25 protein-coding genes and 3 pseudogenes are annotated in these 22,363 nt (G+C 61.7%); 8 read left to right on the plus strand and 20 right to left on the minus strand.

The genetic code is table 11. The annotated features are described in order from the left end of the window. Positions 1-44: 44 nt before the first annotated feature. The 8 genes and pseudogenes from KCG87_RS27485 to KCG87_RS27495 all read right to left on the minus strand — a co-directional run. Positions 45-176 (minus strand): annotated as a pseudogene (locus tag KCG87_RS27485) (metal ABC transporter ATP-binding protein); the annotation flags it as partial. A gap of 51 nt (positions 177-227) precedes the next feature. Continuing rightward, positions 228-359: pseudogene (locus tag KCG87_RS27490) on the minus strand (metal ABC transporter ATP-binding protein); the annotation flags it as partial. Then, positions 356-1,285 carry a metal ABC transporter substrate-binding protein gene (locus tag KCG87_RS15800; protein WP_134786984.1) on the minus strand — a complete coding sequence of 310 codons (930 nt, stop codon included), beginning with the start codon at positions 1,283-1,285 and terminating at the stop codon, positions 356-358. The gene KCG87_RS15800 and the pseudogene KCG87_RS27490, both read right to left, overlap by 4 nt. Before the next feature lie 35 nt (positions 1,286-1,320). Further along, positions 1,321-1,896: a DUF6162 family protein gene (locus tag KCG87_RS15805; protein WP_210558401.1), complete on the minus strand. Its 576-nt coding sequence runs from the start codon at positions 1,894-1,896 to the stop codon at positions 1,321-1,323. Next, positions 1,893-2,234 (minus strand): hypothetical protein, encoded by a 342-nt coding sequence (locus KCG87_RS15810; protein WP_007965473.1) that lies wholly within the window; start codon positions 2,232-2,234, stop codon positions 1,893-1,895. The genes KCG87_RS15805 and KCG87_RS15810 overlap by 4 nt, the downstream gene beginning before the upstream one ends. After that, complete coding sequence (locus KCG87_RS15815; RefSeq protein WP_027613388.1) at positions 2,231-2,773, minus strand: hypothetical protein; 543 nt, start codon at positions 2,771-2,773, stop codon at positions 2,231-2,233. Before KCG87_RS15815 ends, KCG87_RS15810 begins: the two co-directional genes overlap by 4 nt. After that, positions 2,770-3,960 (minus strand): PepSY domain-containing protein, encoded by a 1,191-nt coding sequence (locus KCG87_RS15820; RefSeq protein ID WP_202368599.1) that lies wholly within the window; start codon positions 3,958-3,960, stop codon positions 2,770-2,772. Before KCG87_RS15820 ends, KCG87_RS15815 begins: the two co-directional genes overlap by 4 nt. 191 nt (positions 3,961-4,151) lie before the next feature. Next, positions 4,152-4,253, minus strand: a pseudogene (locus tag KCG87_RS27495) (metal ABC transporter ATP-binding protein); the annotation flags it as partial. Between the two features lie 113 nt (positions 4,254-4,366). Here KCG87_RS27495 and leuC point away from each other — a divergent pair. Next, positions 4,367-5,785 (plus strand): 3-isopropylmalate dehydratase large subunit, encoded by a 1,419-nt coding sequence (leuC, locus tag KCG87_RS15825; RefSeq protein ID WP_210558403.1) that lies wholly within the window; start codon positions 4,367-4,369, stop codon positions 5,783-5,785. Continuing rightward, positions 5,782-6,396, plus strand: coding sequence for a 3-isopropylmalate dehydratase small subunit (leuD, locus tag KCG87_RS15830; protein ID WP_210558405.1), 615 nt, complete (start codon positions 5,782-5,784; stop codon positions 6,394-6,396). Before leuC ends, leuD begins: the two co-directional genes overlap by 4 nt. Before the next feature lie 126 nt (positions 6,397-6,522). Here the strand turns inward: leuD and KCG87_RS15835 are convergent, their stop codons facing one another. The 4 genes from KCG87_RS15835 to soxR all read right to left on the minus strand — a co-directional run bounded on the left by KCG87_RS15835 (position 6,523) and on the right by soxR (position 9,624). Continuing rightward, a complete protein-coding gene (locus tag KCG87_RS15835; protein ID WP_135296269.1) occupies positions 6,523-7,473 on the minus strand; it encodes a LysR substrate-binding domain-containing protein in 951 nt (316 codons plus the stop codon). A 24-nt stretch (positions 7,474-7,497) separates the two neighbouring features. Then, positions 7,498-8,373 (minus strand): alpha/beta fold hydrolase, encoded by an 876-nt coding sequence (locus tag KCG87_RS15840; protein WP_134786977.1) that lies wholly within the window; start codon positions 8,371-8,373, stop codon positions 7,498-7,500. Positions 8,374-8,612: 239 nt separating this feature from the next. Continuing rightward, complete coding sequence (locus tag KCG87_RS15845; RefSeq protein WP_210558407.1) at positions 8,613-9,071, minus strand: VOC family protein; 459 nt, start codon at positions 9,069-9,071, stop codon at positions 8,613-8,615. Positions 9,072-9,174: 103 nt separating this feature from the next. Further along, the gene (soxR, locus tag KCG87_RS15850) at positions 9,175-9,624 is read right to left on the minus strand and encodes a redox-sensitive transcriptional activator SoxR (protein WP_210558410.1); all 450 of its coding nucleotides are present in this window, start codon (positions 9,622-9,624) and stop codon (positions 9,175-9,177) included. A gap of 96 nt (positions 9,625-9,720) precedes the next feature. On the opposite strand from soxR, the gene KCG87_RS15855 reads away from it, so the two are divergent. Next, a complete protein-coding gene (locus KCG87_RS15855) occupies positions 9,721-10,086 on the plus strand; it encodes an antibiotic biosynthesis monooxygenase (protein ID WP_134786976.1) in 366 nt (121 codons plus the stop codon). On the opposite strand, the gene KCG87_RS15860 is transcribed toward KCG87_RS15855, so the two are convergent. From KCG87_RS15860 to msuE, 4 genes are all read right to left on the minus strand, one after another. Beyond that, positions 10,083-11,186: a sigma-54 dependent transcriptional regulator gene (locus tag KCG87_RS15860; RefSeq protein WP_210558412.1), complete on the minus strand. Its 1,104-nt coding sequence runs from the start codon at positions 11,184-11,186 to the stop codon at positions 10,083-10,085. The two genes, KCG87_RS15855 and KCG87_RS15860, sit on opposite strands and share 4 nt — an antisense overlap. A gap of 24 nt (positions 11,187-11,210) precedes the next feature. Next, on the minus strand, positions 11,211-12,398 hold the full coding sequence (locus KCG87_RS15865) for an acyl-CoA dehydrogenase family protein (RefSeq protein ID WP_210558414.1): 1,188 nt from the start codon (positions 12,396-12,398) through the stop codon (positions 11,211-11,213). A 128-nt stretch (positions 12,399-12,526) separates the two neighbouring features. Further along, positions 12,527-13,672 carry an FMNH2-dependent alkanesulfonate monooxygenase gene (gene ssuD / locus KCG87_RS15870; RefSeq protein WP_007965452.1) on the minus strand — a complete coding sequence of 382 codons (1,146 nt, stop codon included), beginning with the start codon at positions 13,670-13,672 and terminating at the stop codon, positions 12,527-12,529. Positions 13,673-13,682: 10 nt separating this feature from the next. Then, complete coding sequence (gene msuE / locus KCG87_RS15875; protein WP_027613377.1) at positions 13,683-14,246, minus strand: FMN reductase; 564 nt, start codon at positions 14,244-14,246, stop codon at positions 13,683-13,685. Between the two features lie 392 nt (positions 14,247-14,638). Here msuE and KCG87_RS15880 point away from each other — a divergent pair, with 392 nt between their 5' ends. The 4 genes from KCG87_RS15880 to KCG87_RS15895 all read left to right on the plus strand — a co-directional run bounded on the left by KCG87_RS15880 (position 14,639) and on the right by KCG87_RS15895 (position 18,846). Further along, positions 14,639-14,896, plus strand: coding sequence for a hypothetical protein (locus KCG87_RS15880; protein ID WP_041069780.1), 258 nt, complete (start codon positions 14,639-14,641; stop codon positions 14,894-14,896). A 99-nt stretch (positions 14,897-14,995) separates the two neighbouring features. Beyond that, entirely contained in the window at positions 14,996-15,610 is a 615-nt protein-coding gene (locus tag KCG87_RS15885; protein WP_210558415.1) for a LysE family translocator, read from the plus strand. Positions 15,611-15,815: 205 nt separating this feature from the next. Beyond that, positions 15,816-16,982, plus strand: a complete 1,167-nt coding sequence (locus KCG87_RS15890; RefSeq protein WP_210558417.1) for an aminotransferase class V-fold PLP-dependent enzyme — start codon at positions 15,816-15,818, stop codon at positions 16,980-16,982. 55 nt (positions 16,983-17,037) lie between these two features. Next, a complete protein-coding gene (locus KCG87_RS15895; RefSeq protein WP_210558419.1) occupies positions 17,038-18,846 on the plus strand; it encodes an aminopeptidase P family protein in 1,809 nt (602 codons plus the stop codon). Between the two features lie 49 nt (positions 18,847-18,895). Here the strand turns inward: KCG87_RS15895 and KCG87_RS15900 are convergent, their stop codons facing one another. Both KCG87_RS15900 and KCG87_RS15905 read right to left on the minus strand, forming a co-directional pair. Further along, positions 18,896-19,492: a 2-hydroxychromene-2-carboxylate isomerase gene (locus tag KCG87_RS15900; protein ID WP_210558421.1), complete on the minus strand. Its 597-nt coding sequence runs from the start codon at positions 19,490-19,492 to the stop codon at positions 18,896-18,898. Between the two features lie 40 nt (positions 19,493-19,532). After that, positions 19,533-20,261, minus strand: coding sequence for an SDR family oxidoreductase (locus KCG87_RS15905; protein ID WP_134786969.1), 729 nt, complete (start codon positions 20,259-20,261; stop codon positions 19,533-19,535). A 92-nt stretch (positions 20,262-20,353) separates the two neighbouring features. On the opposite strand from KCG87_RS15905, the gene KCG87_RS15910 reads away from it, so the two are divergent. Then, a complete protein-coding gene (locus KCG87_RS15910; RefSeq protein WP_098964827.1) occupies positions 20,354-20,932 on the plus strand; it encodes a TetR/AcrR family transcriptional regulator in 579 nt (192 codons plus the stop codon). 1 nt (position 20,933) lies between these two features. Here KCG87_RS15910 and KCG87_RS15915 read toward each other — a convergent pair whose 3' ends face one another. Continuing rightward, on the minus strand, positions 20,934-21,215 hold the full coding sequence (locus KCG87_RS15915; RefSeq protein WP_096795010.1) for a hypothetical protein: 282 nt from the start codon (positions 21,213-21,215) through the stop codon (positions 20,934-20,936). A 169-nt stretch (positions 21,216-21,384) separates the two neighbouring features. Further along, positions 21,385-22,272: a threonine/homoserine exporter RhtA gene (gene rhtA, locus KCG87_RS15920; RefSeq protein WP_134786968.1), complete on the minus strand. Its 888-nt coding sequence runs from the start codon at positions 22,270-22,272 to the stop codon at positions 21,385-21,387. Positions 22,273-22,363 lie beyond the last annotated feature (91 nt).

Genomic DNA, 22,363 nt, shown 5'->3' on the forward strand with positions numbered 1-22,363 from the left:
ACTCCTGAATCGCCCGCACCACGGTGTCGAGGTTGTCGGTCATCTTGTGGGAGCGAGCTTGCTCGCGAATGCGGTGTGTCATTCGATAAAGATGTTGGCTGACCCGGCGCCTTCGCGAGCAAGCTCGCTCCCACAGGGGATGGCGGGGTGTCAGAGAGGGTTTCTTTTGCTGTCATGCCCCGGACTCCTGAATCGCCCGCACCACGGTGTCGAGGTTGCCGGTCATCTTGTGGGAGCGAGCTTGCTCGCGAATGCGGTGTGTCATTCGATAAAGATGTTGGCTGATCCGGCGCTTTCGCGAGCAAGCCCGCTCCCACAGGGGATGGCGGGGTGTCAGAGAGGGTTTCTTTTGCTGTCATGCCCCGGACTCCTGAATCGCCCGCACCACGGTGTCGAGGTTGCCGGTCATTTCCTTTTCGTACTTGTCGGCGCTGTATTCGCCATAGGAAATGTGCGACAGCGGGTACAGCTTCACGCCGGACTCACGCTGGATGGTTTCGACGTAGGTGGAAGGGAAATCCATCTCCGAGAAGATCACCTTCACGTCGAGTTCGCGCAGTTGGTCGATGGTCTTTTTCAACTGGCTCGGACTGGGTTCGATGCCGTGGGCCGGCTCGACCACGGCCGTCACTTCCAGGCCGAATTCGCGCAGCAGATAGTCGTACGCGGCGTGCACCGTGGCCACGCGCAGTTCGGCGTTCGGTGCCTGAGTCAGTTTGGCCAGCGCATCGGCGCGCATCTGCCGCAGGCGTTTGCCGTAGGCGCGGGCGTTCTGGGTGTAGGCCCTGGCGTTGTCCGGATCGAGTTTGCCCAGCTCGCGGGCGATGTTGTTGACCTGGGCAATCGAGGCGCTGATCGACAGGAAGGTGTGGGGGTTGACCACTTTGCCGGCGCCGCGCGCAGCGGTACCGGTGGCCGCCAGCAGCGGCACGTTTTCGTTGGCTTCGATGGTCTTGATGTTCGGCGTTTCGCTGGCGGCGATCATGCGGTCGGCGAAGTCGTCATGACCGACCCCGTTGAGCACGATCACATCCAGCCCGCTGATGCGCTTGATGTCTTCGGCGCGTGGCTCGTAGGCGTGCGGGTTGAAGCCGGCGGGAATCAGCGGCACCACCTCGGCCTTGTCGCCGACGATATTCGCCACATAGCTGTAATACGGGTGCAGGGTGATGCCGATGCGCAGGCGTTTGCCCGGATCGGCGCTGGCCAGCGGGCTCAGCAGGCACGCGCACAGGCCTAACAGCAGGGTGCGCAGGAGGGGACGGCGAGTCAGGGAAATAAGCATGGGCAAGCGGTCTTCTCTCGGGTGAAGGCGAAGGTTCAGTGGCGATGCTCGCGGGTCACGCCGGCATCGAACTGCGCGACGATCTGTTTCCAGCCGGCGGCGGACAGCGCGGCGTCAGTCAGTTCGGTGGGCGTCTGCAGCTCGACGGCGCCGTTGAGCCAGATGTCCGGCGCGGCAGTGGCGTCGGCGCTCAGTAGCATCACGAACGAACCGGCGACGGCGGGCGCCTGGCTGTGGCCGAAATAGGCCGTGTCCGCCAGCAATTGCCAGGCATGGCCACCACGGCTGACCGAGCTGGCGTCCTGAGCGAACGGGGCGAAACCTTCCTCGGCCAGATTTTGCGGGGTCGGCAGGCTTTGCTGCTCTTCACGCAGCAGGCGGATCTCGTCGAGGGTCACCCGCAGGTCGGCATAGATGCCTTGCTCGGCGGCACTCAGGTCGCGCCGTGCATCGAGTTGATGGCTGGAAACCGGCTCCGGTTCATGGGACACCCCGCGCCATGCCACCACCGAGCCGGCGACGGCAAGGATCAGTAAACACAACAGCAGAACATTGAGGGTTTCATGCCCGGCACCGGCCGGGCGGACGACTTGGGTGGTGGGCGTGCTCATGGGGCCTCGATGTCGGCTTGGTCGATTTCCACAACGTGGCCGGGGCCGGCGTCGAACAGCACATAAAATTCGGCCGCCGGTTTCTTGAACGTCACGGTCGAGTCGGCGCCGAGCTTGCCCGGCAGCAGAATGGTTTCGTCGTAACCGATCACATCAAGGGTTACTCCCGGTGCGCCGCTGCCGTCGGAGAAGCCGCCGGTGCATTTGATCTGCTCGGCATCGACGGCTTTGCATTCGCACATCGGGTTATGGGCAAGGGCGCCGGCGCTGAAACCTGCGCACAGCATCAGCAACGCGGCGCGCAACCGCAGGCGGGAAGGGCGTTGAACGCGGTTCATGGTTTGGCTCCTTGTTGGTTCAGCCAGGCGAGGGTGGCGGGGGAGGCCTGGCTCAGGGGAATCGAGGCCTGATGCATGCTGCCGTCCCAGCCTTCCATGGTGATCCACAGTTCGGCATCGGCTTTGGTTTTTTCCGCCACCGGCAATTGCGCGCCCATGCGATACGGCGTGCCAAAGAAAATCACCCCAGCGGCGCGCAGGCTGCGCGGTTTGCCGATGCGCAGGTAGGTGGCCTTGACCTGTTCGACACAGGCGTCGCAGAGGGCGGCATTGAAGTCCTTCATGTAGCCGGCGGGGCCACTCAGGCGCGGTGCTTCGTTACGCAGTTCGGCCAGGCGCAGGCTCCACGGGCCGACCTGGATTTCGCCGACCTCATGCTCACCGAGGCCGACGTCACCGCGAAACAGCGCGGCATCGGCGAAATACTTGGGCATGAAGCCCAACGGAATCAGCAGCAACAAGGCGTTCAGGTGAAAGCGCCATTTGTGCCAGAAGCGGCGCAGGGCGGACGGTTGGGCAGTGCGGTTGGACGGGCTCACGGGCTGACCTCCGCCGGTTCACGGCTGACGCGAGGGCTGCGGGCCTTTTTATTTTCGCGCTTGAGGGCGTTGGCGGTGGCCAGCGCGGTGCGCTTGGTCCAGATCAACAGGCCGCTGAGGACCATCATGCTCAGCAGCAGACCGAAGAAGAACCAGATCAGTTTGATCCACAGACCGCCGAAATCACCGGTGTGCAGCGGGCGCATCGACTCGGTGACGAACTCCAGCGAGGAACGGTCGGTCAGCAGTCGCGTGGCGGCCATCTCACCGTTGTACGGGTTGAGCGTGGCGGTCTGGAACATCAGCGGATACCAGCCGCGCCCGCCAAGGCTCAAGTGGCTGTAGGCATTGCCCGGCAGGCTGACGAAACTGACTTCCAGCCCGGGGATGTGCTGTTCGGCGATCTGCACCGCGCGATCAAGGCTGATCCGTGGGGGAGGACTGGCGTCGCTCGACATCGGAACGCTTTCCCGGGACATGGCGGGAATGATCGGCTCGCTGCTGATGGACACCTGGTTGTCGGCCAGAATGGCCTGGATCAGAAACCAGGTGCCCGTGATCGAGATCACCGCGATGAACCAGATCGACCAGATGCCGCTCAGTCGGTGGAAGTCGCCCCAGAAGATCCGCGCGCCGTGGCGAAAACGCAGGGTGGGTTTGAAGAAACCTTTCCAGAAGCGCTTGTACACCACCAGCCCGGTGACCAGCGAAGCGAGCATTGGCAGGCCGAGGAACGACACCAGGTACCAGCCCCAGCTGAAACCGTTGGTGAACGGCACCAGCCACCAGCCGTGCAGGGCGCGGGTGAACGCCTTGAAGTTGAAGTCCGGCGCCGGGCCTTGAATCACCCCGGTGTAAGGGTTGACGTAGACCGTTTGCGAGCGGCCATCGGGGTAGCTGACCTCGACATCGAGGGCGAAGTGCGACTCGTCGGGACGGCTGATGCTTTCCACCAGCGTCTGCGGTTCGGCCTGTTTGATCGCGGCCAGCACCTGATCGTAGCTGAGCCGTGGTGCGTCATCCGATGGCTGGCTGGCGCGCATTTGCGGGTTGGCCAGCCAGACGATTTCCTGGCTGACCACCGCCAGCGTGCCGGTGACACAGACGATCAGGACAAAAAACCAGATCGGCAGCGCGAGCCAGCTATGCACCAGGAACCACAGTTTGGAACGGGATTTCTTCGACATGTGTGCGCGTCTTGATTTCGATGAAAGGGCACGCGGCTACGGGCTTCGCAGCGCGGGTGTCCGCAAAAGGCGCGGTCGTGGCTGTTGCCTGTGCGAACGGCCTGCATCTCTATAGGACGGATGAGCCGGACAAATCCCGAAAGGTGATATGAAAGCAAATGTTTCGCAATTCCCCCAGTGACCACCAACCCCTGTGGGAGCGAGCTTGCTCGCGAATGCGGTAGATCATTCAACTTTGATATCGACTGACGCGACGCCTTCGCGAGCAAGCCCGCTCCCACAGGGGCAGTCATTGATCAGCCGATCAAACACGATTCATGAACGCCGCTCTCACTGCCTGCCAATTGATGCCATCAAAGCGCTCCCTATGATGGAAAGCACCGCATTCCCTTGAGCGAGCGCCCTGATGAACCCCAGAACCCTCTACGACAAACACATCGATTCGCACACCGTGTGCCGCCTCGACGATCAGGGCCATGTGTTGTTGTATATCGATCGCCAGGTGATCAACGAATACACCAGCCCGCAGGCGTTCAGTGGTCTGCGCGCCGCCGGGCGCAAGGTCTGGCGGCCGGGTACGGCGTTGGCGGTGGTCGATCACGTCAACCCGACCACGCCGCAACGGGTGGCGGCAATGCCCGATGCCGGCGGTGCGCGGCAGGTGGCGTATCTGGCGGAAAACTGCCGGGATTTCGGCATCGAACTGCTGGATATCCTCGACAAGCGTCAGGGCATCGAACATGTGATTGCCCCGGAGCAGGGCTTCATTCTGCCGGGCATGGTCATCGCCGCCGGCGACAGCCACACCACCACGTACGGCGCGCTGGGGGCGTTCGGATTTGGCATTGGCACCTCGGAAATCGAGCACCTGCTGGCCTCGCAGACGCTGGTCTACAAACGCCTGAAAAGCATGCGCGTGACGGTGGATGGCGAGTTGGCGACGGGGCTGACGTCGAAGGACGTGATCATGGCGCTGATCGGCCGCATCGGTGCGTCGGGCGCCACTGGCTATGCGATCGAGTTCTGCGGATCGACCATCGATGCGCTGAGCGTCGAAGCGCGGATGACCATTTGCAACATGGCGGTCGAAGCCGGTGCACGCGGTGCGTTCATGGCGCCGGACGAAAAAGTCTTTGCTTATCTCAACGGCAAACCCCGCGCACCGCAAGGCGAACGCTGGGCGCGCGGCGTGGAAAAATGGCGTGAACTGCGCAGCGATCCCGGCGCCGTGTTCGACCGCGAAATCCACCTCGATGCCAGCCTGCTGGAGCCGATGGTCACCTGGGGCACCAGCCCCGATCAGGCCGCGCCGATCGGTGCGCAGGTGCCGGACCCGCAACGCATCGACGATCCGATCCTGCGTCAGGACATGCGCCGCGCCCTCCAATACATGGGCCTGGAGGCGGGGATGGCGCTGCGCGATATCGTCATCAGCCACGCTTTTATCGGCTCCTGCACCAACGCGCGGATCGAGGATCTGCGTGACGCCGCCAGCGTGGTGCGCGGTCGGCGGGTGGCCGGGCATGTGCGGGCGATGATCGTGCCCGGCTCCAGTGAGGTCCGCGCTCAGGCTGAAGCCGAAGGGCTGGCGCAGATCTTCATCGACGCCGGGTTTGAATGGCGTCAGTCCGGCTGCTCGATGTGCCTGGCGATGAACGATGACGTGCTCGCGCCCGGCGACCGTTGCGCCTCCAGCACCAACCGCAATTTCGAAGGCCGCCAGGGTGCCGGGGCGCGCACGCACCTGATGAGCCCGGCGATGGTCGCCGCCGCCGCGATCAGCGGTCACCTCACCGACATCCGCCACTTTGGAGAACGCCCATGAGCCTGCAACCCTTTACTCAGGTCAGCGGCCGGGCCGCGCCGCTGCTCGCGGCCAACGTCGATACCGACGTGATCATGCCCAAGCAGTTTCTCAAGGGTATCGATCGTCAGGGGCTGGATCGTGGGCTGTTTTTCGATCTGCGCTTTCTTGCCGACGGCACGCCCAACCCGGAATTCGTGTTGAACCAGCCAGCCTGGCAGGGCGCGAGTTTTCTGGTAGTCGGGGCGAATTTCGGCTGCGGTTCCAGCCGCGAACACGCGGTGTGGGGGTTGCAGCAAATGGGCATTCGCGCGCTGATCGGCAGCAGTTTTGCCGGGATCTTTTACGACAACTGCCAGCGCAACGGGGTGTTGCTGATTACCCTGGACGAGGCACAGGTGCAGCGCATTGGCCGGTTGGTGAGTCAGCCTGAAACGGTACTGATCAATGTGGATCTGGAGGCGCAGCAGATACGTCTGGCGGACGGTGAAGTCATCGATTTCCAGATTGATGACTTGCGCAAGACCGCGCTGTTGCTGGGGCTGGATGCGATTGGCAGTACCTTGCAGCGGCGTGAGCAGATCGAGGCGTTCGAGCGCGAACATCTGGCCGCCAACCCATGGCTGACCTGACACCCAACTAGCCCTCCGTAGGCCTTCGCCTGCTCGCGATGGCGTCGTGTCAGTCGAAATAATCATTGGCTGAATGACCGCCATCGCGAGCAGGCTCACTCCTACAAGGGTTTGGTGTTGCACCCGCTATAGCGACAAATCCTTGAAATGCCCCTGCAAAAACTCCACACACGCCCGCAGCTTTCCGGAGTTGGCCAGCCGCGTCGGGTACACCGCCCAGACATTGGCGCTCTGGCTGTAAGCGGCCAGCACCGGCAGCAGTCGGCCCTGTTCCAGCAATGGTTTCACATCCCACAATGAACGCAGCAACACGCCGCGTCCGTCGAGCGCCCATTGCAGGACAATCTCGCCGTTGTTGGAAGACAGCGGCCCACTGACCCGCACGCTTTCCTGTGTGCCGTCACGATCCAGATGCCAGACGCCGAAAGCGTTGTCGCGCTCCTTGATCACCAGGCAGTCATGTTGTTGCAGATCGTCCAGAGTCTGCGGTGTGCCGCGGCGCTCAAGGTATGCGGGCGCAGCGCACAGCACCCGGCGGTTACTCACCAGTTGCCGGCCGATGTGCTGGCCGGGCAGGTCGTCGCCGACGCGGATTTCCAGATCGAAACCCTCGTTGACGATGTCCACTGCGCGGTCGAACAGGTCCAGGCGGATCTGCAACTGCGGGTGAAGCTCGGCCAGCCGCGAAACCGCAGGCGCCACATGGTTGCGGCCGAAACCGAAACTGCTGCAGATGTGCAAGCGCCCGCGTGGGCTGTCGTGAGCGTCGGCGAGATCGTCATGCAGTTGTTGAAAATCATCGAGGATGCGCAAGGCCCAGCGCTGCACCCGCTCGCCGTCTTCGGTCAGCGACACCCGGCGACTGGTGCGGTGCAGCAGGCGGGTGCCGAGGGTCGATTCGAGAATCTGGATGCGTTTGCTGACGTAGGCCGGGGACAGGCCCAGTTCATCAGCGGCAGCGGCGAAACCGTTCTTGCGGATCACGGTCAGCAGCACGCGCAGGTCTTCGGGCAGGGGCACGGGGTCTTGGTTCTGGGACATGTGGGAACGAGCACTGGCGGCACAAGCCGCCAGCATAGCATCGGCGGTACAGGGCTCGATTCAGCGCAGGAAATCCAGCGCTTCGGCGAGCAACAGTTCGGGCACTTCTTCGGCCAGATAATGCCCGGCCGGCAGCGCCTTGCCACTGACGTTGGTCGCCACATGCTGCCATTCCTTGAGCGGGTCAAAGCAGCGCCCGACTGTGCCTTGCGCACCCCACAGCACCCGCAGCGGCAGGTCAAGATGATGGCCGGCAGCGATGTCGGCCCGGTCATGTTCCAGGTCGATGCTGGCGCTGGCGCGGTAGTCCTCGCAAATGCCTCGGGCGCTGCCGGGACGTTGCAGGCAACGCAGGTATTCGCCGAACGCTGGCTCGGTGAACGGCGCGAGTCCGGCGCTGCGGCTGCCCATCACGCTGCGCAGATAGGCTGCGGGATCGGCCTCGATCAGGGTTTCCGGCAACGGCGCCGGGCGGATCAGAAAGAACCAGTGCCAATAGGCGCGGGCAAAGGCTTCGTTGGTCTGCGTGTACATCGCCAAGGTCGGGGCGATGTCCAGCAGCATCATCCGTTGCACCGCAGCGCGGTGGTCGAGGGCCAGGCGATGGCCGACCCGGGCGCCACGGTCGTGGGCCAGAATCGAAAATTGTTCGAAGCCCAGCGCCTGCATCAACTCGAGGTTGTCCCTGGCCATTTCGCGTTTTGAGTAACGGCGGTGTTGTTCATCGGCAACCGGTCGGGCGCTGTCGCCATAGCCGCGCAGGTCGGCGGCGACCACGGTGAAATGCTCCGCCAACTGCTCGGCAATCTTGTGCCAGATCACGTGGGTCTGCGGGTGTCCGTGCAACAGCAACAGCCCCGGGCCGCTGCCGCCAAGGCGATAGGCGATGTCGACGCCGTTGACGTGGCGCTGGTCTTTGACGAATCCGGCAAACATCGGGCTGATCCTTGTTCAGGTGCGGGTGGGATGCATCCTGAAAGTGTTCGGCATTCGGGGCAAGGGTTGAAGCGTGGTGTGGTGGTTCATGAAGTGTGATGTGTGTCGCCAGGGCTGGCCCCTTCGCGGGCAAGCCCGCTCCCACAGTGTTTTTCTGTGTGACACCCATCGTATAAACACCGGAGATCCCTGTGGGAGCGGGCTTGCCCGCGAAGAGGCCAGCCCAAACCCTGAAAATCTCAACCCTGACTGAACATCTCCATCGCCCGCTGCTTGATCTGCTCTTCCGTCAGATCCTCCTTGCGCGTCGCCAGAAACCACAGGTGCCCATAGGGATCCTTCAGCGTCCCGCTGCGATCACCATAAAATTGATCCTTGACCTCCGACACCGCTTTCGCCCCGGCATCCAGCGCCCGTTGAAAGGACTTATCGACATCAGTGACATACAGATGCAGACCGACCGACACGGCATTGTCCGGACCACTCAACGGCCCTTGATCGCACGGCGTTCCGAGCATGATCGCGCTGTCGCCAATGCGCAGTTCGGCGTGGCCGATGCGCCCGTCGGGCATGTCCAGGCGCATGACCTGGGTCGCGCCAAAGGCTTTCTTGTAGAACTCGATGGCTTCGGCAGCCTTGAGGATGCCGAGGTACGGGGTAATGCTGTGATACCCCTCGGGAATGGGTTTGACGCTCATGACGTTCTCCCTGTTTTTGTTTTGCGAGGTATGGCTCCACCGGATTTGTGGAAGATTCACTATAGAACTGTCTGCGCGGCCAGGATTTTTCCCCGACGAGCAGTCAGTCCAGAAAGTGCGCCCCCGGCCCCTGATCACCGAGCACATCGCCCTGATTGCGTAACGGGCAGGCCTCCATCGACAGACACCCGCAACCGATGCAACCGGTGAGCCGGTCACGCAACAAGGTCAGCTGATTGATCCGCTCGTCCAGTTCGCGGCGCCATTGTTCGGACAGGACTTTCCAGTCTGCTGCTGTCGGAGCGCGGTCGTCGGGGAGTCTCTTCAGCGCCTCGCCAATCTCCGCCAGCGGAATGCCCAGACGCTGCGCGACCTTGATCAACGCCACCCGGCGCAACACTGCCCGTGGATAACGGCGCTGATTGCCGGCATTGCGCTGGCTGCTGATCAGGCCTTTGGCTTCATAAAAGTGCAGGGCAGTGACCGCGACTCCGCTGCGCGCGGCGACTTCGCCCACGGTGAGCTGTTTGTGCAGATTTTCCGGGGTGATCATTTTGCAAAAGGACTCTTGACCTTGACTTAACTAGAGGTTTTACCCTGCAGGCCTTCGAGTCGCAAGACTCGGCTTAATGATGAGTGGGGACTTCTCATGCAAACCTCGACGAAAAATCGCAGTTTTACCCAATTGATCGAATTCGAGATCGAGCCGCGCCAGCAACCGGCATTGGTCAGTGCGCTGGCGCAGCAGAGTGAACACCTGGCGCAGCGCTACGCAGGCTTCGTCAGCGCCAGCGTCCAGGTCAGCGACGACGGTCGGCGGGTGCTGAGCTTGCTCCAGTGGCAGAGCCGCGAGGCCGGGGAGGCGGCGTTCTGTCGCTATGAAAGCGGCGAGCAGGATTTCTGGCAGCTGATCCGCGCCCATCAGGCGAAGACCGTGACCTTCAATTCATTTCAGGTGTTGAGCAGCATCGCCCGCAGTCATGACGATGCGCTGCACTGCAATCTGGTCGGCTAGATCGACAACTGGATCAGGCGTTCACCGTGCAGGTTCTCCGTGAGTCGCCGCTTGTTCACCGCCAGTTCGCCGATCTTGATCAGCCGCGTGCGGGTGACATTGCGGCTCAGACCGAGCAGCGCGGCGGTGTGCACCTGGTTGTAATGGCAGAAGCGATAGGCGGCGCGCAGCAGGGCGTCTTCGACCTTTTCGTGGAGGGCGCCGGCCTGTTGTTCGAAGAGCTTCTGGAAGGCTCGCTCCAGCAGCGCTTCCGGTGAATCGTCGGCGTTCGACTGCTGATCGTCCGGGCGCTCGATGCGCAGGCTCGACAGGCGCAGATCGTCGCGCTCGATCACGCCGTTACGGCAGATCAACAGGGTGTGGTGGATGACGTTTTCCAGTTCACGGATGTTGCCCGGCCAACTGTAGCTGCGCAGTTTCTGTTCGGCACCGGGGCTGATGCTGACCCGTCCGTAACCCAGGCGCTGGCTGTAGGCCTCGATGAAATGCCGGGTCAGCGGCAGGATATCGCCGGGTCGTTCGCGCAGCGGACTGAGTTCCAGATTGACCACGTTCAACCGGTAGAACAGGTCTTCGCGGAAGTTTCCGGCATTGATCGCTTTCTCCAGTTGCACGTTGGTCGCGGCCAGCACGCGCACATCGATCGGAATGCTTTTGCGCGAGCCGAGGCGCACCACTTCGCGCTCCTGCAACACCCGCAGCAACTTGACCTGAATTGCCATCGGCAAATCGCCGATTTCGTCGAGGAACAAGGTGCCGCCATCCGCCTCTTCGAACCACCCGGCCTTGGCGCTGAGCGCGCCGGTGAAAGCGCCTTTTTCATGGCCGAACAACTCGGCTTCCACCAGCGATTCGGAAAACGCGCCGCAGTTGACCGCGACAAACGGCCGATGCCGGCGATTGCTCAGGTTGTGGATGTGCCGCGCCACCAGCTCCTTGCCGGTGCCGGTCTCGCCGATGATCAGTACGCTGGCTTCGCTCGGCGCGACCTGTTGCAGATGCGCGAGCAGGGCCTGGGACTTGGGGTCTTCGAAGACCTGCGCGGTGGCGCGGATCGATGTCGCCAGCGCGGGTGAGGGCGGAAGGGTCAGCAGTTGCATGGGGCTCGCTCCAAAAAGGCAAGATCAGGAATAGAACGTCGGCACCGGCAGCGCCTGGTTCAGCGCCCAGTCGCCCAACTCGTGAAGTTTGTAGTCGAGCGGGTCGTGCAGGGTCTGCGTGCGCAGGTTGCGCCAGTGCCGGTCGAGGCGCAGCGAGGCGTGGGTCGAACGTGCGCCGGTGACTTCGAACAAACGGCTGCAAATCTCCAGCCCCTGACGACTGGCGGCGACCTTGGCGGTGGCAATCGCCGTGGCCAGATGTCCACGTTCCTCAGCGGTCAGGTTCGGGCCTTGGGCCCAGGCCTCGTCAAGCAGCGCGGCGGCCCGTTCGACCAGCAGGCGGATGCCTTCCAGCGCCACCCAGAACTCGCCGTAATGCGCGAGTACGTACGGGTCTTCACGCACATTGCGGGCGGCGGATTTGTGCCAGAGCCGGGTTTCGCTCAGCGTGTACTGGCGCGCTTCCTCAAAGGCACCTTCGGCGATCCCGAGGAACATGTGGGTGAAGGTCAGTTGCGCGATCAGCGGACGCAGGCACGCGAACGGTGTGCTCAACGGACCGGGGTCAAGCAGCAGCTCGGATTCTTCGACCCGCACCCGTTCGAACGTGGCGCTGCCGCTGTCGGTCTGGCGCTGGCCGATGTTGTTCCAGTCATCGTGCAGGGTGATGCCGCTGCGACCGCTGGGGATCGCCGCGATCAGCAATTTGCCACCGGCACTTTCGTCGACGGCCGAGGCGATCAGCATCTGCGAATCGCTGGCGCCGGAGCAGAAGCTTTTCTTCCCGGAAAACTCGCGCCAACCGCCGAAGTCCTTGACCACGGTGCGGGTGTCGAGCGGGTTGAGGGCGTTGCCCCAGAACCAGTTCTGCCGCGCGGTCTGTTCGAACCACGGCTGCCATTGTTCGGGCCGCGAGAACAGGCGCACGGTGGCGAGCATCAGGTGATGAAAACCGAAAACGTGGGCGATGGAACTGTCGACCTTGGCGAACTCGCGCACGATCTGCAGGGTTGCGCTCCATGTCGCGCCGAGGCCGCCGTAGCGGGTGGGAATGCTCAGGGCCAGCAGGCCGCTGTCGCGCAGGGCATCGCGTTCAGCCTTCGGCGTGCCGCCGCGCTCGTCACGCTCGACGGCGGTGAGGGCGAATTCAGCGGCCAGCTGGCGGGCAGTCTGCAGCGGGGAGAGCAGGGTGCTTTGTGGTTTGGCGGTCACGCGGTGTTCCTCAAAATCGATGCAATCCCTGTAGGAGTGAGCCTGCTCGCGATGTGGTCAGCACAGTCGACATCACCGTCTCAGATACACCGCTTTCGCGAGCAGGCTCACTCCTACAATGGGCGTTTTTAGGCCTTGGCTTGGGTGGGCAACACATCGTTGGCAATCATTTCGCCAAACGGCCCGGTGAGGTTGGTCACGCCGCGTCCAGCCAGGCTTGCATACGGTTCGGGCAGCAGCGGGAACACCAGTTCGGCAAAGCGGTAAGCCTCTTCCAGGTGCGGATAACCGGAAAAGATGAAGCTCTCGATACCGAGGTCGGCGTACTCCTTGATCCGCGCGGCCACTTGCTGCGGATCGCCCACCAGCGCGGTACCGGCGCCGCCGCGTACCAGACCGACGCCGGCCCACAGGTTGGGGGCGATTTCCAGGTTGTCGCGACGCCCGTCGTGCAACGCCGCCATGCGCCGCTGGCCTTCGGAGTCGAAGCGCGAGAAGGATTTCTGCGCGGCTTCGATGGTCTCGTCGCTGATGTGCTCGATCAGTTTGTCCGCAGCCTTCCACGCCTCTTCGGCGGTCTCGCGAACGATGACGTGCAGGCGAATACCGAACTTCACCTTGCGTCCATGGCGAGCGGCACGTTCACGTACATCGGCGAGTTTTTCGGCAACGGCGGCGGGCGGTTCGCCCCAGGTCAGGTACACGTCGACTTGCTCGGCAGCGAGGTCATGCGCCGCGTCGGACGAGCCGCCGAAATACAACGGCGGATACGGTTTCTGCACCGGCGGATACAAGGCTTTGGCGTTCTGCACTTTCAGGTGCTTGCCCTCGAAATCCACCGATTCGCCTTGCAACACCCGGCGCCAGATCCTGAGGAATTCGTCGGTGACTTCGTAGCGTTCGCTGTGGCTCAGGAAGCTGCCGTCGCCACGGTTTTCGTCGGGGTCGCCGCCGGTCACCACGTTGATCAGCAGACGACCGTTGGACAGTCGATCGAGCGTCGCCGCCATGCGCGCCGAAACGGTGGGCGAAATGATCCCCGGGCGGATCGCTACCAGATAACGCAGGCGTTCGGTCAACGGCACCAGCGCCGAGGCGATCACCCACGAGTCTTCGCAGGAGCGCCCGGTGGGAATCAGCACGCCGTGATAGCCGAGGCTGTCGGCGGCTTGCGCCACTTGTTTCAGATAATTCAGGGTGACCGGGCGCGCGCCTTGGGTGGTGCCCAGGTAATGGCCGTCGCCGTGGGTCGGCAGGAACCAGAAAACATCCATGCACAGCTCCTTAAGCGATTTTCAGCAACGGTTTGATTTGTGTGCCGAACAGCGGCGCGGCGCGTTCGGCGGCCAGACGGATCCGCGCTTTCAACGGTTCGCTGGTGATCTGGTAGTCGGCGAAATCGGCTTCGGTGGCGTAGACCCCGATCGGCAGGGTCACCGCCTGGAAGAAACTGAACAGCGGCCGCAACTGATGATCGAGCACCAGCGCATGGCGCTCGCTGCCGCCGGTGGCGGCAAGCAGCACCGGGGTGTCGATCAGTGCGTTGAGGTCGATCAGGTCGAACAGATGCTTGAGCAGGCCCGGGTAGGAACCGCGATACACCGGCGCGGCGACGATCAGCAGATCGGCCTGTTCGATGGCTTGCAGTTCGGCTTCGACCTCGGCGCTCAGCTCCTGACGCGACAGGGCAGCACCCAACGGCCGGGCGATATCACCGAGTTCGATCAGATGACTCTCGACCGGCAAGTGTTCGGCCAGTTCGGCCAACAGCGCTTGGGTCAGCACCAGCGTGCGCGATGGACGCCAGGTGCCGCCGGAGAGGGCGACGACTTTCAGGGGACGCGACATGATCAGTTCCTTTTTATCAACAGTTGCTCAGCGAGCAGTGAGTAAGTGCCAAGGCTTGAGCAAGCGCTGTACCAATTCCTGAGAGGCCCGGTTTACTTGGGCCTTAGCGCTATGGCGTGAGTCGGTTGTGCAGATATCAGGCGGGTTTGTTGATCTGCTGTTGCCTGGGCAACAGTTGCTGGAGCAACAGTTGTTCGCCGTGTGCAGGGATTTATAGCGGCTGCTGGTTATTCCGTAAAAGAACGTTAATAGATATTTATAGATCGTTAGGAGATATAGCGCGGATCAAGCTGAAATCCTGATAGCCACTATTGAGAGCGTTGATTTTTGCCCGGAGAGGCGCGGGCGTAGCCTTTGTCCATCGACTACCACCGCTCGCCAGGACGCTCCTCATGAATCGTTTACTGACTGTTTCGCTGCTGCTCGCTGTCTCCGTACTCGCCGGTTGCGCGACCCACGTTTCCCCCGAACAACGGCCGTACACCGCCGAAGAAACCCGCGAACTGGCAATGGAAGCGCTGAACCGCAGCGGCTTGTCTTTCGACGAATATCACGCGAAGAAAGCTGCACTACTGGGCGAATCGCAATTCGACAAGAAAGCTGAAATGAGCGCCGGGCGAGCCATACAGCTGCACGGTCGTCCAAGCTAATCGCAAACTGTACTGCTTGAATTTTCGCGTAACTGTCCGTGGGTTTGCGCGCTGCCGTGCGATAGGGTCAACACCTGAATGACCCTGACGGATTGTCCCATGACCCTCTCGCTTGATCTGCTGTTGGGCTTTGCCCTGTTTGCCCTTGTCACCTCGATTACACCGGGGCCGAACAACACCATGTTGCTGGCGTCGGGCGTGAACTTCGGCTTCAACCGCACCATTCCTCACATGCTCGGCATCACCTGCGGTTTCTTTGTATTGGTAGTCGCGGTGGGCTTTGGCCTGGGCGCGGTGTTCCAGACTTATCCGATTCTCTACACCGTGCTGCGCTATGTCGGCGCCGCATATCTGTTGTATCTGGCGTGGAAAATCGCCCATTCGGGCCCGGTGGGCGATGGCGTGGAAGGCGAGGCCAAACCGATAAGCTATCTGGGTGCCGCGGCGTTTCAGTGGGTCAATCCCAAGGCCTGGATCATGGCCATCGGCGCGATCAGCACCTACACGCCGATGCAGGGTTACTTCACCAACGTGGTGGTGATCGCCGCCGTGTTCGCCCTCATCAACCTGCCCAGCGTCGGCGTCTGGGCGGCGTGCGGCACGCTGTTGCGTAACGTGCTCAAGGACCCGCGCTGGTTGCGGGTGTTCAACTGGGGCATGGCGGCGCTGTTGGTGATTTCGCTGTACCCGTTACTTCTCGAAAGCTTTCACTGACGCATTGCTTCAACCGCCGGCCCGATGCCTGTTAAGCTCGGCTTCAGGAGCGTTCCTACGCACTTTTAAATGAAGTTGTTCTTCTTTAACGGCATCCGATCAGGTATTGATGACGGTCTCGAACCCAGGCGCAGCTCACAAGGCTGCGCTGTGCCGTTTGCAGACACGAGCCTCCTGATCCCGGAACACGCTCTGCGAGTCTTTTATGAATAAACGTCCGTTGTATTTCGATTACGCCGCCACCACCCCGGTGGACGAGCGGGTCATCCAGGTGATGATCGATTGTCTGGGGTTTCACGGTAACTTCGGCAACCCGGCGTCCAGCTCCCACGCCTTCGGCCAGCAGGCCCGGCAAACGGTCGAGCAGGCCCGTCGGCAAGTCGCCGAACTGGTCGGCGCCGAGGCCACGCAGATCGTCTGGACTTCCGGCGCCACCGAGTCCAACAACCTCGCCCTCAAGGGCGTGGCCCAGGCGCGCGGCGTTGCCGGCGGCCACATCATTACCAGTCAGATCGAACACAAAGCCATTCTCGATACTGCCCGGCAATTGCAGGATGCCGGCGTCGCGGTGACCTATCTGGTACCGGACGCCGAAGGCCTGATCACCCCGCAGGCAGTCAGCGAAGCCATGCGCGACGACACCTTTCTGGTGTCGCTGATGCTGGTCAACAACGAACTCGGCACCCTCAACAATATCCCGGCGATCGGTGAAGTCGTGCGCGGCCGTGGCGCGTTGTTTCATGTCGATGCTGCGCAGGGCGCCGGCAAAGTGGCGATTGATCTGCAGCAGTGGCCAGTGGACTTGATGTCGTTTTCCGCGCACAAGCTTTACGGTCCCAAGGGGATCGGCGCGTTGTATGTCGGCCCGCGCGCGCAGCAGCGTTTGCAGGCGCAGATTCATGGCGGCGGTCATGAAGGCGGGCTGCGCTCCGGGACCCTGGCGACGCATCAGATCGCCGGCATGGGCGCGGCATTCGCCTTGGCGGCTGCCGAATTCGATGCCGAGAAAAAGTCCATCGTGGCGCTGCGTGAACGGCTGCTCGAACAGTTGCTGAGTCTGCCGGGCGTACGCCTCAACGGCAGCGCCAGCCAGCGTATCGCGCACACGTTGAGCCTGACTTTCAGCGAAGGTGAATTCAACAGTGCGGCCTTGAGCCAGTCGATCGCCTTTTCCGCGACCTCGGCCTGCAACTCGGCGAGCAACACGCCTTCTCACGTGCTGCTGGCACTGGGGCACGACGCCCGGCTGGCCGGTCGCACCATTCGTCTGAGCCTCGGCCGTTTCACCACCGCCGACGATATCGATCAGGCGGCAGAACTGATCAAAAGCGCCTGCGCCAGTGCCCCGGCATTCTGGGCGACAGGGCTTTAACCAGCCGTTTTCACGGCTACGAACAATAACGATGAAGTGATTGGCAGGAGACATGATGAGTACCCAGACTTTGACCGAAGGAACGGTTCCCCAGCGCCTGGCGCACACCCGTGAATTGATGCGCCGTGAAGGCATTCATGCGTTGCTGGTGCCATCGGCCGACCCGCATCTGTCGGAATACCTGCCGGGTTATTGGCAGGGGCGGCAATGGCTGTCGGGCTTCCATGGTTCGGTCGGCACTTTGATCGTGACTGCTGATTTCGCCGGGGTCTGGGCCGACAGTCGCTATTGGGAACAGGCGACCAAGGAACTCAAGGGCAGCGGCATCGAACTGGTCAAGCTGCAACCGGGTCAGCCGAGTCCGCTGGACTGGCTGGCAGAGCAGACACCCGAAGGTGGTGTGGTGGCGGTTGACGGTGCGGTGATGGCCGTGGCTTCGGCACGTACCCTGAGCAGCAAGCTTGAAGCGCGTGGCGCGCGTCTGCGCACCGACATCGACTTGCTGAAGGAAGTCTGGGCGGATCGCCCGAGCCTGCCGAATGCGCCGATCTATCAGCATCTGCCACCGCAAGCGACAGTCAGCCGTGGCGAAAAACTCGCCAAACTGCGTGAGACCCTGCAGGAGCGCGGCGCCGATTGGCACTTCATCGCCACCCTTGATGACATCGCCTGGTTGTTCAACCTGCGCGGCGGCGACGTGTCGTTCAACCCGGTGTTTGTTTCTTTTGCGTTGATCAATCAACAGCAGGCCACGCTGTTTGTGGCCTTGAGCAAAGTCGATGCCGAGCTGCGTGCAGTGCTGGAACAGGACGGCGTGACTCTGCGCGATTACCGCGAAGTCGCTGACGCCTTGCGCGCCGTACCGGGTGGTGCGAGCCTGCTGGTGGATCCGGCGCGGGTGACCAGCGGTTTGCTGGATAACCTCGACAGCGCGGTGAAACTGGTCGAAGGCCTGAACCCGACCACCCTTGCCAAGTCGCAGAAGAGCGAGGCCGATGCACAGCACATTCGCCAGGCCATGGAACAGGATGGTGCGGCATTGTGCGAATTCTTCGCCTGGCTGGAATCGGCCTGGGGCCGTGAACGTATCACCGAGCTGACCATCGACGAAAAACTCACCGCTGCCCGTGAGCGCCGTCCGGATTACGTGTCGTTGAGCTTCAACACGATTGCCGCGTTTAACGCCAATGGCGCGATGCCGCACTATCACGCCACCGAAGAAGAACACGCGGTGATCGAGGGTGACGGCTTGCTGCTGATCGACTCGGGCGGCCAGTACCTGGGCGGCACCACCGACATCACCCGAATGGTCCCGGTCGGAACCCCGACGGACGAGCAGAAGCGTGATTGCACTCGCGTACTCAAAGGCGTTATCGCGCTGTCGCGGGCGCAGTTCCCGAAAGGCATTCTCTCGCCGTTGCTCGATGCCATCGCCCGCGCACCGATCTGGGCGGAGAACGTGGATTACGGTCACGGCACCGGTCATGGGGTCGGCTATTTCCTCAACGTGCACGAAGGCCCGCAGGTGATCGCCTATCAGGCAGCACCGGCACCGCAAACGGCGATGCAAGCGGGGATGATCACCTCGATTGAACCGGGCACCTATCGTCCGGGGCGTTGGGGCGTGCGCATCGAGAACCTGGCGATGAACCGCGAGGCGGGGAGCAGCGAGTTTGGCGAGTTCCTCAAGTTTGAAACGCTGACCCTGTGCCCGATCGACACGCGTTGCCTGGAGCCATCCTTGCTGACGCAGGAAGAGAAACAGTGGTTCAACGCCTACCATGCCGAAGTGCGTGAGCGTCTGAGTCCATTGCTTGAGGGGGCCGCGCTGGAGTGGCTGAACACGCGCACAGCGGCGATTTGAATGGCTGAAACCCGGGCGCTGTTGGCAGCGTCCGGGTTCTGAGGTTTTTCTAAGCCTGACGCAGGGCCTCTTCGACGAAGTCGAGGCGGTCCTGTCCAAAGAACATCTGGTTGCCGATAAACATGCTCGGCGCGCCAAACACCCCGCGTTTAATGGCTGTTTCGGTGTTGTCCTTCAGGGCTGCCTTTACCGCCTCGTCGTTGGTCAGGGCCAGGACTTCATTGGGGTCGAATCCATGTTCGCTCAATACCGCAGCGACAGTTGCCGGCTCATCGAGAGCGCGTCCCTCCACCCACAATGCCTTGAACAGACAATCGATAAATGCGTGAAAGCGTTCCGGCTGGCGCAGTTGGATGCCGGTGACCGCGCGCATCAGCATCAGCGTGTTGATCGGGAAATGCGGATTGAATTTCAGCGGCACGCCATAACGTTTGGCGTAGCGATCCAGATCCTGAAACATGTAGCGGCCCTTCGCCGGAATCATCGCCGGCGACGCGTTGCCAGTCGCCTTGAACACGCCGCCCAGCAGCATCGGGATATAGATCAGCTCGCTTTGAGTTGCGGCACATATTTTCGGTAATTGGGTGTAAGCCAGGTAGGTGGCAGGGCTGCCGAGGTCGAAATAGAACTCCACGGTTTTCGTCATGTTCGCTGCTCTCTGATTATTGTTATGGAGGAGGCGGGGCTTACCAGCGTTCGTTCCACGGGCGCAGATCCAGCTCGAAGGTCCAGGCATCCCGTGGCTGACTGTGCAGATACCAGTAGTTTTCGGCGATGTGTTCGGGATTGAGAATACCGTCCTGATCCTTGGTCGCGTACTTCTCCGGGAAACTGTTGCGTATGAAGTCGGTATCGATCGCGCCATCGACCACTATATGGGCGACGTGGATATTCATCGGGCCCAACTCGCGAGCCATGCTTTGTGCCAGTGCACGGATACCGTGTTTGGCGCCGGCAAACGCGGCAAATCCGGAAGCACCGCGCAGCCCGGCGGTGGCGCCAGTGAACAGAATGGTGCCGCGTTGGCGGGTGACCATGCGCTTGGCCACTTCGCGGGCATTGAGAAAGCCCGAGAAACAGGCCATTTCCCAGATCTTGAAATACTTGCGCGCAGTTTCTTCGAGAATGCTGCAAGGCACGTTGGCACCAATGTTGAAGACAAACGCTTCGATCGGGCCGAGGTGGGTTTCAATCTCTTCAATCAACGCAATGACGTCTTCTTCCTTGCGCGCATCGCAGGCAAAGCCGTGAGCTTCGCCACCCTCGGCCTGAATCGCCTCGACCAGCGGCTGCAATTTGTCGGCGCTGCGCCGGGTGACGCAAGCGATAAAACCTTCTCTGGCAAAGCGCTTGGCAATCGCTCCGCCGGTGGCATCGCCAGCACCCACCACCAACACGACCTTCTTGTTATTCATGGGTAGATCCCTTTAGTAAACGATCGTTAAGTGAACGAACGTTATGCTAGGATCCGGACAACGTCAAGGCGGTCGATCAAGAGGGCAAGCACATGCGGTATTCCGCCGGTCACAAGCTGGAAACCCGAGAAAAACTGCTGAACAGCAGCGCGCTGTCAGCCAAGCGTTCGGGCTTTTCCACAGTCGGTGTCGATGGTTTGATGAAGGCTATCGGCCTCAGTGGCGCAGCGTTTTATAGCCACTTCTCGTCGAAAAACGAGCTGTTCACGGCGATCGTCGAGCGTGAACTGTGTCAGAGCCTGGAGCGACTGGGAGGGCAGGGGGCGCAGGATCGTGAGCGGCTGGAACGCTGTCTGAAACAGTACCTGAGCATGGCTCACGTGGAGCAGCCTGAATCGGGCTGCGCCTTGCCGACACTGGGTGCGGAAATTGCCCGTTCAGATGATCAGGTTCGCGAGCAGGCAGAGTTGTGGATTTGTCGGTTGCAAGCCAGCTGGGCGCAGATTCTGGAAAGCGACAGCCTGGCGTGGGCGATTCTGTCGCAATGCGTCGGAGCACTGGTGGTGGCGCGGATGCTGGTGACACCGGATATTCAGCGAACGGTATTGAAATCCAGTCATGAGGAAATCGGGCGTCAGCTGGCTGCTCGACAAGGCGAGCAGCCAGCATGATTCATTTGCAGATGACGATCATGCTGCGGCTGGTATAACCGGCCGGATTAAGACCGAACGGGTAGTCGCCGGGTTCTTCCACGGCGTCCCCTGATTTGGCGATGACTTTGTAGCCCTTTGGGGCGCAGGCATTGGCGGCGCTGGTGTAGCACTTGTCCCAAGAGGACGACAGCCCGGAACAGTTGATGTGCAGCCCTTTTTTACCGTGCTTCACTTGGGTCTTGGCGGTGGCTGCGCACCCCGCTACTGCCAATACAGCGATCAGTATCAAAATTCGTTTCATTACCGTCCTTATGGTAGCCACGAGTCTGGCGCTCGGGTCTGCCTGTATTCGCCTGCGCTTTAAGCGGTTCGATATCCCTGTCCGAAAAAATCCATGCCTGGCACTGAGTTAAGGGGTCTAAACATGGCCTAAATGAACGCCAATTGCCAGACCTTCGTCAAATCCTGTTTCAATCTGCCGCTACAACGGGTTTGGCGCTACTGCCCATGGTCATGGTTGCCCCGACGGAAGCCAGAATAATGCACAGGATCGCCATCCATTGTGACAGCGTGAGGTACTCCTGCAGGAATAGCAGCCCGGACAACGCGCCAAAGGCCGGTTCGATGCTCATCAAAGTCCCAAAGGTGCGGGCTGGTATGCGGGTGAGGGCGACCATCTCCAGCGTGTAGGGCAAAGCAGTCGAGAGGATGGCGACGCCGATGGCCACCGGGATCAGCGACGGGGTGAGCAATGCCGCGCCGGCATGCACGATGCCGATCGGGGCGACAAACAGTGCGGCAATCATCACGCCCAGCGCCGCGGTCGTCACGCCGTTGTCGGCGCCAGCCTTTTGGCCGAACAGAATGTACAGCGCCCAGCACACGCCGGCCCCCAAGGCGTAACCGGCACCGACCAGATCAATTCCCGTGGAGGTCGCTCCGGTGGGGATCAACAGGAGCAGGCCAGCTGCCGCCAGAGCAATCCAGAGGAAGTCGATCGCACGGCGAGAGGCGTAGATGGCGACGGCCAGCGGACCCGTGAATTCAAGCGCGACTGCGATGCCAAGTGGCACGGTGCGCAATGACATATAGAAGAGGAAGTTCATGCCGCCCAGCGCCATTCCGTAAACGATCACCGTGCGCAGGGACTGAGCTGTCAGCCTGGCGCGCCACGGACGCAGTAGTAACAGCATGATTACGCTGGCAAAGACCAGGCGCAGGGTGGTCGTCCCCTGAGCGCCAACCACCGGGAACATGCTCTTGGCCAGAGAGGCGCCAGACTGAATGGATGCCATGGCTATTAATAAGAGGCCAACCGGGAACAGCATTGAGGCCAGAGAGCGAGGTTGGTCAGTCATTGCGAGGCATCATCCGAAGGTGAGAGCAGGGTTGAGAGCAGGGTGTTGTTTTAAGTGTTGGGCAATATACTGCGCATTCGCTGACGTTGCA

This window comes from Pseudomonas sp. MWU347 (genome assembly GCF_017947305.1).
GTDB classification, from domain to species: domain Bacteria; phylum Pseudomonadota; class Gammaproteobacteria; order Pseudomonadales; family Pseudomonadaceae; genus Aquipseudomonas; species Aquipseudomonas putida_A.